Annotated in this window: 10 protein-coding genes; 8 read left to right on the forward strand and 2 right to left on the reverse strand. The window is 46.5% G+C overall.

The features are described from left to right. Window positions 1-108: 108 nt before the first annotated feature. Window positions 109-1,134, forward strand: coding sequence for an AraC family transcriptional regulator (locus B853_RS24980; protein WP_038886502.1), 1,026 nt, complete (start codon window positions 109-111; stop codon window positions 1,132-1,134). Window positions 1,135-1,259: 125 nt separating this feature from the next. Then, window positions 1,260-2,264, forward strand: coding sequence for a DUF1214 domain-containing protein (locus B853_RS24985; RefSeq protein WP_050568992.1), 1,005 nt, complete (start codon window positions 1,260-1,262; stop codon window positions 2,262-2,264). A gap of 53 nt (window positions 2,265-2,317) precedes the next feature. Here the strand turns inward: B853_RS24985 and B853_RS24990 are convergent, their stop codons facing one another. Continuing rightward, a complete protein-coding gene (locus tag B853_RS24990) occupies window positions 2,318-3,244 on the reverse strand; it encodes a LysR family transcriptional regulator (RefSeq protein WP_038886507.1) in 927 nt (308 codons plus the stop codon). A 29-nt stretch (window positions 3,245-3,273) separates the two neighbouring features. After that, complete coding sequence (locus B853_RS24995; RefSeq protein ID WP_038886509.1) at window positions 3,274-3,633, reverse strand: DUF6559 family protein; 360 nt, start codon at window positions 3,631-3,633, stop codon at window positions 3,274-3,276. A gap of 113 nt (window positions 3,634-3,746) precedes the next feature. Here B853_RS24995 and B853_RS25000 point away from each other — a divergent pair, with 113 nt between their 5' ends. The 6 genes from B853_RS25000 to B853_RS25025 all read left to right on the forward strand — a co-directional run bounded on the left by B853_RS25000 (window position 3,747) and on the right by B853_RS25025 (window position 12,210). Next, complete coding sequence (locus B853_RS25000; protein ID WP_038886510.1) at window positions 3,747-4,628, forward strand: LysR family transcriptional regulator; 882 nt, start codon at window positions 3,747-3,749, stop codon at window positions 4,626-4,628. Window positions 4,629-4,731: 103 nt separating this feature from the next. Continuing rightward, window positions 4,732-5,814, forward strand: coding sequence for an efflux RND transporter periplasmic adaptor subunit (locus B853_RS25005; protein ID WP_038886512.1), 1,083 nt, complete (start codon window positions 4,732-4,734; stop codon window positions 5,812-5,814). Between the two features lie 9 nt (window positions 5,815-5,823). Then, on the forward strand, window positions 5,824-8,880 hold the full coding sequence (locus B853_RS25010; RefSeq protein WP_038886513.1) for an efflux RND transporter permease subunit: 3,057 nt from the start codon (window positions 5,824-5,826) through the stop codon (window positions 8,878-8,880). A gap of 2 nt (window positions 8,881-8,882) precedes the next feature. After that, entirely contained in the window at window positions 8,883-10,373 is a 1,491-nt protein-coding gene (locus B853_RS25015; RefSeq protein ID WP_038886515.1) for an efflux transporter outer membrane subunit, read from the forward strand. A 207-nt stretch (window positions 10,374-10,580) separates the two neighbouring features. Continuing rightward, entirely contained in the window at window positions 10,581-11,807 is a 1,227-nt protein-coding gene (gene gltS / locus B853_RS25020) for a sodium/glutamate symporter (protein ID WP_010452977.1), read from the forward strand. Window positions 11,808-11,955: 148 nt separating this feature from the next. Beyond that, entirely contained in the window at window positions 11,956-12,210 is a 255-nt protein-coding gene (locus B853_RS25025; protein WP_038886516.1) for a hypothetical protein, read from the forward strand. The last annotated feature ends 366 nt before the right edge of the window (window positions 12,211-12,576 follow it).

The following is a 12,576-nucleotide window of genomic DNA, read 5'->3' on the forward strand; positions in this document are numbered from 1 at the left end:
TCAGGCGGTATCGGGATGAAGTTGAAATCAGTCATTTCTTGACCAACTCAATGTGGCGCAGTATAAAAACAAGCCAAGACTGAAAATTGACATTTTGAGAATATTTGAGTGAAAAACGAATATCGATTGAGTGCGTTATATCTCTCTGCCTTTCCTAGATTGTGCAGACGATATGGTGTTGAGCCTCAAACCTTAACCTCAAAGCTCAATATTCAAATCTCAACCTTACACGATGAAAACCAAGAGCTTAGCCATCAGCAATTTGCAGAACTGCTGAACTTGGCCGCCAAAGAGACCCAAGACCCGCTGTTCGCCCTAGAGCTCAGTACCTTGATTGACTACCAGTCTTTGGACATCGCTATGTTGCTGATTGCCAGTCAGGAATCTCTCGCAAACATCTATCCGGTTTTGTTTGGTCTATACAGCTATCAGCAACGTGCTTCTCGCCATCAACTTGATATTCGTGACGACATTGCTCGCCACTTTACTCAGTTCTTATTCGAACCCAATGTCGATACAAGCCAACACGCTTTGCTTTCCATTGGAGGCATTATTACGACGTTCAAGATGGTCTTGGGCGAACGGTTGAAGTTGCATCAAGTTCATTTTAAAGCGCGCTACCAAGGTGAATCAGGAGTACAGCAGCAAACACAAATAGAACGTCTTGAACGCTTCTTTGGATGCAAAGTGATATTGGGTGGTCAGTTCGACGGTTTTGAGTTCCCCAAAGCCCTACTCGCAGAAAAGCCCGATTTGGAGATGACCATCACCAATCAAATGCGACGCAAAGTCTCTCACGGCCTTCAACATCACAACACGCTATTGGAAATTACCACCAACTCGATTCTGTTATTGCTTCCTCTCGGTGATATCAGCAAAACCTTGGTCAGCAAAATGCTCGGCATCCACCCGAGAACATTGCAGAACTTGTTGAACAAAAATAACCTCACCTACAGAGATATCGTGAATTCAGTCCGCGACACCGAGAGTAAGAAGCTGCTCACCAACAGCGAATATCCAATCCGCACCATTGCTGACATGCTTTGCTACGCTTCTGCCGATTCTTTTATCCGCCAGTTCAAACGCACCAATGGCACCACACCTTTGCAATATCGAAAACAGCATCGCGTGTGACGGCTGGCAATCCGAACTTGCAATTCGATTTGGTTATTATCTGAATTACATCAATTCATTTCCGTCATCACAGGCATATCGATAAAGTGAGGTCATCTCTTAATGACGACCTCAAGGTAAGCGACATGAAAAAGACCATCTTAGCGACTCTTATTGCCATCACCTCTATGCAGACCATGGCAGCCGTTAAAGTGACCGACGAAAACTTCGCCCGTGCAGAAACTGACCTGTACTTCACTCAACAACTAGAGCGCCAACCAATCAATGTGTTTGACCACAACCGAGACAGCGTCACCGTTGATAATCAGATGATCATTCGCTCAAACACCGACTTACTCTACTCGACAGCCGTGGTAGATGTGTCGAAAGGTGCCACTTTCCGTTTAGCGAAAGGTGATGCTTACCAAATCATGCATTTCTTCAACAACAATCATGACAACCACATGGCGATTTATGGTGGTGACGAGATTTACATTGATTCGAAAATTGCAGGCTCGGATTACATTTACATCTTAATGCGTACCGCTACAACGGCAGGCATGGAAGAAGCGCATCGCTTACAAGATGCCGCAGTGATTGATGCAAAATCCGCAAAACCATTTAAGCCAGCGCAAGATTGGGACAGCGCCTCTCGCGATGCGGTGCGTGCGAAATGGGAAAAGCAAGTCAACACGATTAAGACTGAAGAGGCCTTCACTACTGGCATTACTGCAACTTCAAAAAATAAAGACTTTATGATTGGCACTGCATCCGGCTGGGCGGGTTTACCGGCAGACTACGCCGTGTACTCTTCACGAGCAGGCTCAGGTAAAGTCCAATGTGCCAGCGTTACCTTTGACAAACCATCGCTAAGCTACGAGAAAGGTGGTTACTGGTCTATTACCGCATACTCTGGTGAAGGCTGGTTGATGACCAACAATAACAGTATGAATTCAACCTCCGCCGTGCCAAATAAAGATGGCTCTTATACCATTCAATTCGCGCCACAAGGCGAGACATGTGGTGATGCTAACAATGTCATTGAGGTTAATGACGCTGAATGGAAATTTGTAACACGAGCTTATCGCCCAAATAACAAAGCAAAAGTTATCAAAGAGATGCATAACTTTCCAAACGTGACAGCAAAATAACGCAGAACAGGCTGAGTCTATTTAGGACGGTACAGCCTCAAGAAATAAGCCTCTCAACCGAGAGGCTTATTTTTTTCTTTGATGATGGCTTGAGAAGTTGTGATGATTTTTCGCTTGAGCCACTGGTGCATAGGGTGCATACGCTTATTGTGCGATTCCACCAACACAATATTTTTTAGCTCATCCGGTGCGCGGTTTGGGAACGTGACATAGTCAAACTCACCGCTAAGATAACGGGCAAGCTGTTTAGAGCAAGGCAAAATAATATCGCTCTGCTTGATCACATCGAGCAACGTATGCAGATAGGAGCTTCGTGCTTTTACCTTTAACGTTTCACTTGAAAGGTGCTTGGCAATAAAGGGCTGGGTATCGTTCCATCCCGGCACCACCAAACTGGCGTATTCTGCTTGATTGATTTCAGATTGAGACAGAGTCTTTCCCGCCAATGAATGGTTAGTTTTAACTAAACCAACAAAATCATCTTCACCAATGACTTGGTGGGTAAACTGCTTATTGGTTTCAATTGGCGAATAGTTGATGGCCGCTTGAATCTCGCCATCGAGTAGCTTTTTGAGTGTTTGAGAACCCCAATTCACTATGTTTACTTGTGCGCTTGGTGCCTCTTCAATCACCGCAAGACACAAACGTGCACCGAGCCAGCTAGAAATAAAGCCGTTGATTGCAATAGTAATATTGCCTTGATAATCAGAAGGATTAAAGCTTGGGGAATCCAGAATGACCTCATCCAAGCTTTCCATGATCATCGGCAACTTGTCACCCAACTCAAGTGCACGAGGCGTTGGTTTTAAACCAGAGTGAACGCGAGTAAACAACTCATCACCAAAGTAATCACGCAACCTTCCCAACGCTTTACTGACTGCAGGTTGGCTAAGAGCCAGTCGGTCCCCAGCAATACGCGTGTTCTTAGTTTCAAGTAACACCAGAAAGATACGAAGTAAGTTGAGATCCAGTTGCTTCATTGTGGTTCGTTTCCCTAATACAACCCTGTTTAGTATCGACTGTTCATTCCGAATCGGTGGGACATATCGTCGTCCATACGTCCACCTTTCCAGCCGCCAGAACCCAGTAGATTCAATACATCTTGTGCGGTGTAATCACCACCTTCGAAGAAATCGTTGGCAACATCAGCACGCAGACACTGAATTTGAGCTGCTTCTCCTGAGTTAAGTTCTTCAGGATTAGCATAAAGCGCTAAAGCGATTTGTTGTTGGCGCTTGCTCAACTCGCTTGTGCTGCTTTGCACTTGTCCGATAGAGAAATACTCGCGGCTACCATAGCCCTTAATCAATCGGGCGGAGAGCAGCTTGATGACCTTCTTAATTCGACGACGTTGAATGACTCTAAGCACATTAATACCCTATTCTTCTTATAGCAAAATTGACGTTATATTTTGTGCATAACGTTATGATGCTTTAGAGTGTCACGGTTTAATACAGTGTTCAATAAGCATGGAGCGCCATTGTGAAAATCGACGATCTTAAACTCTTCATTAAAGTGGTAGAGCTAGGAAGCTTTACCGCCGCGGCAAACGCATTAGATCTGCCGCGCGCAAATGTGAGTCGACGGATCGGTGAATTAGAGCAGTCCCTTGGAGCCCAGCTGTTTCATCGCACCACGCGCAGTTTATCGCTGACCAACAACGGCGAAGCCTATTATGAGAACCTACAAAAAGCGCTGACGATGCTCGACTCGGCGAACGAACAAGTCAGCAACGACACCAACGAAGTTCGTGGTCGTATCAAGCTTGGATTGCTACCAGAAACTGACGAACTGGTTCGTCCAATTTTGTTCGATTTCCACGACCAATACCCTCATGTTGAGTTAGATATTCGCAACATCAACAACGGGTTTCATGACATGTTCCAGCAAGGGCTAGACATCGCCTTTCATGGCGGTGCTTTGTTTGATTCCGATATCGTCGCGCGCAAGTTACTGACGCTCGACCGCTGCTTGGTCGCTTCCCCGAACTACCTCAAAACTCATGGTACGCCGGAGACTCTCGAACAACTAACCGAGCATAAATGCGTGTGTTTTCGCTGGCCAAATGGTGACGTCGATAATGTATGGCACTTTCAAGAACAAAGCGTACGGCTTAATCCGAAGCTTATCTCCAACAACATCGGCTTTATTAAGAATGCCACTATCTTAGATCGTGGCATTACCTTTATGCCTAAGCTATTAGTGCAAAGAGAACTGGAAGCTGGCAGTTTAGTGCAGCTATTGTCACAGTATTCAGTAACAGAAGAGTCGGGCTGGCTGCTCTACCCTCAACCAAAAACCCTTAGCCAGGCAAGTAGACTACTTATTGAACACCTAATTCAAGAAATACCAAAACTTGTTTAGTTCAAATAATTGTCTCATTTTATGAGACAGTGAGTCACAGCGTTGAGTGATTATCTGAACACTGTTCGATTGTATGATGGCACCAAATTTATGGAGCCAACGTATGAATCGTCTATTCAAAATCACCACTTTGAGTGCTGCGACACTTGCCCTATTGGGTTGCAATCAAAGTCAAGCCACTCTAGAAAAGCCAAAATCTTCACGCCCTATTCAAGTGGTCGAGGTTTCTGCTGAAAACGCTGCATTGAACAAATCTTTCAGCGGCATTGTTCAAGCTAAAGAGAGCGCATCTCTTTCTTTCCGTGTCCCTGGCACCGTTGAGAGTGTTTTGGTAAAGAAAGGCGATCATGTCGAGAAGGGAGAGATCATTGCTACGCTTGATCCTCACGATTACCAAGTTTCTTTGGAGGAACTCCAAGCACGTATGTTAGAAGCCAAGTCCGCGCATAAACTCGCAAAGGCTGAGCTAAAACGCGTGAAGCAAGCGACGGCAGACGACGCGATTGCCAGCGTTAATTTAGATCGTACCATCAGCGGTTATGAACGCAGCTTGTCCGCTGTGAAAGTGGTCGAGAAAAATATCCAACGCGCGGAAGACGCTCTGGCATACACCAAACTACGGGCACCATTCACTGGCACCATTGGTGAAATTCGCATTGATGCATTTGAACAAACTCTGCCAGGAGTGAGTGTTGCTACCATCCAACAAGACGGTCAATGGGAGGTCGATATCGACGTGCCTGAAAACATGATTCGCCAGTTCAGTCTTGGTCAGTCTGCGGCACTTTCTTGGTATGCTTCAGAACACGCTTATGACGCGAAAGTGACTGAAATTGCGCCGAAAAAGCATCTACTCAAGCAAACATATCCTGTCACCCTAGCGATCGACTCGCTTTCTACTGAGTTGTTCAATGGCAAAGCAGTGACAGTGACGACTTCATTCCAGCCTAGCCAATCTAGCCATTGCTTCCCGTACTTTGCAATTTTGGGCGAGAAGAAAACGCTTCACGTTAACGTCGTGCGCGATGCGGTTGTCCATACCGAGCCAGTGAGTTTGGAATCTATCGATGCTCATCAAGCTTGCGTTTCAGGCACTTTCCGCCCAGGTGACTATGTCGTGATCAGCGGAACGCATTACCTCAAACCTGGCGACAACACGCCAAACCTAACCATCAAAACGCTATAGGTCTGAACCATGCTCAATTTAGCTGAATTCGCGATTAGGCAGCGTACTTTCGTGCTGTTTTTCATCGCCTTAAGTGTGGTGGCGGGTATCTACTCTTACTTCGATTTGGGTAAGTTAGAAGATCCAAGTTTCACCGTAAAAACAGCAGTCGTCGTCACATTGTATCCGGGGGCGTCAGCCCAAGAGGTTGAACACCAAGTTACGGATACTATTGAAACCAAACTGCAGGAAATGGCAGAGCTGAACCGCTTGCGTTCATTGTCTCGCCCAGGCATGTCGATGGTATTTGTCGACTTAAAGGAAAGCCTCAACTCCAAGGCATTGCCTCAGCAGTGGGATTTGCTGCGCCGCAAAGTCGATGATGTGAAGCTACAACTGCCGTCCACTGCACAAATCAGTATTGTGCAAGATGAATTCTCTGAAGTGTACGGCATGCTTTTCTCTATCCACAGTAACGATGCTGCTCCAGAAGAACTGCGCCGCTATGCAGAAGAGCTTCAACGCCAAATTAAAGCAGTAAAAGGCATCAAAAAGATCGAACTTCACGGTGTACAGCCACGTGTCGTACATATCGATATGCCCGATGAGCGTTTAGCACAATACGGCTTGTCTGTTGCGCAAGTATGGAACCAGCTCAGCACACAAAACATGACCTTTGAAGCAGGCAAATTCGATGCTGGGACAGAGCGCATTCGCGTCACACAAACCAGTGAGTTTCAATCATTAGACGATATTCGAAACTTGGTGATCAAAGGTGGCGTAAGTGAACTAGGAACTGGTTTGATTCGCTTAGGTGATATTGCTGACGTCACCATGGGTTACCAAACGCCAGCGCTGACAGAAAGCCGATTTAACGGTGACGCTGCGGTGACGCTAGCTGTAAGTCCAGTAGAAGGCATTAACGTAGTGTCATTGGGCGATACCATTCGTGACATTATCCATAGCTACGAGCAGACGCTTCCGCTTGGTGTCGATATTTCTACCGTGGCTTATCAGCCTGAAGAAGTACAAAAAGCGATTGATAACTTTGTCGGCAACCTGCTGGAAAGTGTCGCTATTGTATTTGTAGTGCTATTGGTCTTCATGGGCTTTAAGAGTGCGACGATTGTTGGTTCTAGCTTACTTCTAACTATCTTGCTCACGCTGATTTACATGAACATCGCAGGCATTGACTTACATCGCGTCTCATTAGGAACCTTCATCCTTGCTCTGGGTATGTTGGTGGACAATGCCATCGTGATCACTGACATGATGATTGTAAAGCTGAGCAAAGGCATCGAGCGCACTCGTGCAGCTATTGATTCAGTCAAGGAAACGGCGGTACCACTGCTTGGTGCGACCATCATCGCCATCATGGGTGCAAGCCCTGTATTGTTCTCCAAAACAGACTCCGCCGAGTTTGCGGGTTCAGTATTCTACATTGTTGCTTCATCGCTACTATTGTCTTGGCTAGTAGCCATGACCTTCACCATATTGATGTGTTGGATGTTCATCAAACCAACACCCGCGGATGAAGATGCCAAACCAAGTCGATACAAGCAATTAGTGTTTTGGACAGTCGACAATCCGATGAAAGCACTGACAACACTGATTCCGCTGATTTTGGTGACTGCATTTGCCGTGCCTTATGTAGCGGTGAACTTTATCCCACAATCGGACCGCCCTATTGTATTCCTTGATTACTGGCTACCGAATGGCGCCAAGATTGAAAAGACCTCGGCTGACATGCGCAAAGTTGAAGAATGGCTGATAAAGCAACCTGAAGTAGAAAGTATTTCTAGTTACATGGGCGCAAGTGCACCTCGATTCTCAGTCACCGTAGAGCCAGAACCGTTTGATCCTGCATACGGGCAGATCTTGATTAATACCAAAGATTACGCAGGCATCAATAAGCTCGTTGAACGTGGAGACAAATGGCTGCAAAACCAGTTCCCAGATGCAGAGCCACGCTTTAGAGCACTAAAACTGGCGACGTCAGACAAGTACGCGGTAGAAGCTCGCTTCTCGGGTCCAGATGAAGTGGTATTGCACCAGTTGGCGGATCAAGCTAAAGCCATCTTAGCTACTCACCCAGATGCAAAGTACGTTCGTGATGACTGGCGTCAAGAAAGCAAGGTGCTCAAACCCATCATCAATCAAGACAAGATGCGTCAAGCTGGCATTAACCGTGCGGACATCGCTTTTGCTCTGAAACGCGCTTCTGATGGCATGCCATTAGGTCAGATGAACCTTAATGACGAGTTGATTCCAATCCAGCTGCGTGGCACGTCTCAAAACATGGCGTCACTAGAAACATTGCCCGTGCGTTCGCTGCTTGGCATGCACAGTGTGCCCCTCGGCCAAGTGGTCGATGGCTTTGAGCTAGTGCCAGAAGAGAGCATGATCTGGCGCCGCAATCGCGTCAAAACTATCACTGCGCAAGCAGGTGTTGAGCGTTCAACCACACCAGCAAGAGTGCGCAACGCGGTGAAAGATCAAATCGAAGCGATTCCTTTGCCAGCCGGCTACAGCTTGGAATGGGGCGGCGAATATTACGATGAACACAAAGCGGTTACTGACATCTTTAAACAGCTACCAAAAGCCATGCTGATCATGGTGATCATTCTGGTCGCGATGTTTAACGGCTTTAAGCAACCGATCATCATTCTAGCCACACTCCCATTAGCGGCAACAGGTGCCACCTTTGCTCTGCTTGGTTTTGACAAACCATTCGGCTTTATGGCGTTGATTGGTGCCATCACCCTGACGGGCATGATCATTAAAAACGGCATTGTGTTGATGGACCAAATTGAGCTGGAACGTGCGAACGGCCGCCCATTGTCGGATGCCATCAAAGAAGCCACTGTTAACCGCACCATGGCGATTTCGATGGGTGCACTGACAACCGCACTCGGCATGATCCCGCTGCTATCGGATCTCTTGTTCGACCAAATGGCAGCGACCATCATCGGCGGTCTGGCAGCGGCGACCGTGTTGTCACTATTCATCATGCCGGCACTGTACCGCTTGGCGTACAAAGAAAAATCACCAACCACGCAAACTGACGCTGAATTGAAGGAGGCGTAATCATGAGAAAGTTCGTTATCGCGCCACTGGTATTGGCAATGAGTTTATCTGGTTGTGCCGTTGGGCCAGACTATCAAACGCCAACCACCAGCATGGCAGAGACTTATTTGTATGCCGACCAAAATGGCGTCAGCCGCAGTGCTGAGAGAGAAGCGTTTTGGTGGACAGAGTTTAACGACCCAACGTTGAACGATTTGGTGCTTGATATGCAAAGCCAAAACATCCCGCTCAAGGTAGCGGCAGAGCGTATCAAGATGGCTGACAGCTATAAGAGCGTTGTTGAGTCATTCAAGGTGCCAACCATCAGTGTTGGTGCCGGATACGTCAATTATCAGCTGAGTAAGAACGACTCGCTGCTTGGTCCTGCGCTCAATCCTATTGGCGACTCGGCAGCAGGCTTACCACCACAGATTGGTAACACGACACTGTTGGATAACCAGCATGATGGTGTGTTTGCCGGAGCAAGTATCGCATGGGAATTGGACTTATTTGGTCGTATTGACCGCCAGTCCAATGCTGCAAAAATTCGAGTTGAGCAAGCAGAGATCTATCAAAGCGGGCTTACAACCTTGCTCACCGCAGACTTGATTCATAACTACTTGCAGTATCAAGGGGCAAGCGAGCGTCTCGACTTAGCTAAATCAAACCTTGAAGACCAAAGGAAAACCATGGACTTGGTCGAGAAAGTGGTTCGTAGCGGTTATGGCTCGGATCTCGATTTAGCCCAAACCAAAGCGACGCTTGCTGCAATGGAGTCAATCATTCCTCAGTTGGAAATCGCACAACAGGTACACAAACATCGTATCGCAGTACTGCTTGGTGAGCCTTTATCGAAAGTCGAAGTGCGACTTGCAGAAACTCAAGGTGTACCAGCAATGCAGAATGTCGTGCCAATCGGATTACCTTCCGACTTACTGCAACGACGCCCTGATATCCGCTTAGCGGAGCGAGAAATGGCAGCCATCAATGAAGAACTCGCGGCAAGTATTGCCAATCAATATCCGAAGTTCTTCTTAACCGGTGCTCCTGGTGTGTCCGCCTCTAGCTTTGATGATCTGTTTAACAGTGATTCTTTCGGCTGGGTTGGCTCGGCTGGCATCAGTTGGAATGTCTTTGATGGTGGTCGTGGCGATGCTTTAGAGGACATCAACCAAGCTCGTTTTGATACAGCAACACTGACTTACCAACACGCCGTAGATTCGGCTTTTGCTGAAGTAGATTCCACACTATTTGCATATGGCAGAAGCCAAGAGAATCAGCGCCGTATTGATGATGCTCTGGTTGCGACAGATAAAGCCGTGGGGAAAGCCAAGTCGCTCTACCGTGCTGGGTTGATTGATCACTTGTCAGTGCTCGATGCTCAGCGCCAACAACGCATGATGCAAGACAGACAAGTCGCGGCCAAGTTACAAACGGCTCAGGTCACTGTCGCGCTCTACAAGTCGCTAGGTGGTGATTGGGAGTTGGAAAAAACAACAATTCAACAAAATTAAATGAACAGTATTTGATTTTGGGGAGCGAGTTACGAATTCATAGGGGACCAAGAATTCAACCGCTCCCCTTTTTTATCCATAGCAATCCGACTAAGTTCAAATTCGTCGCTATGTAACTGGATGAAATGTAAACATGTCAGTATGTTTAAAAGATGAGCATACGGATTGATTCTCATATCGTGTGTATTCACCTCAACAGGAGTGATTATGAATTTTGTCGACGGCGTATTACAAGTCGAATCTTTTCTCGCGGTGACCCTTGGGATCGTCGTTTTATTTTTGGGCAGGCGCTTAACTCAGGCAAGCTCATTTCTCAAAGAGTTTAGCATTCCAGAACCTGTGTCCGGAGGCATTTTGGTCTCTGTGCTATTCACTATTCTCCACTACGTCACTCAGATAGATGTACAGTTCGATCTAGCAACTCGTGACTTACTTTTGGTTTACTTCTTTACCACTATCGGCATCAACGCCAGCCTGCAAGACTTGTTCAAAGGCGGTAAGCCTCTACTGATTCTTCTTTCAGTGACCATCGGCTATATGCTAGTTCAGAACCTAACAGGGATTGGTATTGCTACCATGCTTGGACAACCAGAAGCAGTCGGCTTGTTAAGTGGTACTGTATCGTTAATTGGTGGCCATGGAACAGCCATAGCTTGGTCACCAAGAATTGCTGAGATCTTCGATCTTAATACTGCAATGGAAATCGGTATTGCCAGCGCAACATTTGGTCTAATTTTAGCAAGTTTGATGGGTGGCCCAATTGCGAAATACCTCATAAACAAGCACAACCTCAAACCCACCACAGTGGAAGAGATGGACGTTGGCACCGCGAAAAATGAACCTCAGCCATCCATCAATGCTTACGACTTCTTAGATGCGATGCTCGCGATTCATGTTTGTATCATATTGGGTGCGATTTTGAATGAAGGGGTCAGTAGCTTAGGTCTCGAACTTCCGCTGTTTGTAACCTGTTTGTTCGCCGGTATTTTGATTTCTAACGTTATTCCAGCATCGTACCCTCGTATTACAGGCACACGTTGGCCAGCAAGGAAGCCTGCTGTTGCATTAATTGCCGATATGGCGCTTGGAGCATTCCTGGCAATGTCATTAATGAGCATGCAACTTTGGGCTCTGGTTGATTTGGCGGGACCGATCTTTATTATTCTTGGCGCGCAATTTTTGGTGGCAATCTGCATCGCAATCTTCGTTGTGTTCCCATTGATGGGGAAAAACTACGATGCGGCGGTAGTGTGTTCTGGTTTTGGTGGAATATCTTTAGGCTCGACGCCAACTGCGATGGCCAATATGTCGGCGGTAGCGCAAAAGTACGGTAATTCACACCAAGCCTTTATCATCGTGCCACTGGTGTGCGCTTTCTTTATCGATTTAGCGAACGCGCTCATCATCCCCTACTTCATTAAATGGATTGGCTAATTAAAACGCCAAACGGTTAAAAAGAGGTCACTTCGGTGGCCTCTTACTTTATTTGCATAAATATCGCTACCACCTTTCCCCGTACTCAGTTGTATAATGACATCTCTGAAATATTTTGTTACGTACTCGTTCACCCTTGAGAAAACACATGAACAGCAGCAGATGGGCAGGCCTTATGGTTGGCACCCTCTTTTTAATCGGCACTCTTATTCTATTCGGTTCTACCGTGCACTCAGCATGGTACAAAATTCCGTTGGAAGCTGTGAATGGCATTGCCTTCACCCTAGCTTTTGGGTTGGGTTTGAATCACTTCTTTGCTTACGTCTCAGCATTCATCACGCTAGCAGCGCTCTTTTACATTGGATACGCAATCGGCTCTCGCATTTTCAACAAGATAAGATAAGCACCTCCCCCATATATACCTAACTAAAGATAGTGGCTTTAAAACAGCCGCCATCTCCTTCCTAAAGGCACTCGGGCCGAGCTCAAGGTTACATTGGCACCAGTATAGCCGCTCACTTTTTCTATAAGCATATTGAGATCGAGCCATTTTCCCGAAAACCGAATAGTGTTATGCAACTTCGAACAATAAAATGGTTTATAAAAACGGCGGTTTGTATCGAGTAATTCTATAAAGGTCGGTGTAGTGTGCTTGGGAAAATGAAGTGTTAATACAAACCTTTGGCTACCCTTAAAGATAGAATTACCAGCGTATTTCCTTGTTTCATTGGAAAAAAACAAACATCGATACTAGATAAAAATCGACCTC

Origin of the sequence: Vibrio rotiferianus CAIM 577 = LMG 21460, from assembly GCF_002741985.1 — a bacterium.
In the GTDB taxonomy this organism is placed as follows: Bacteria; Pseudomonadota; Gammaproteobacteria; order Enterobacterales; family Vibrionaceae; genus Vibrio; species Vibrio rotiferianus.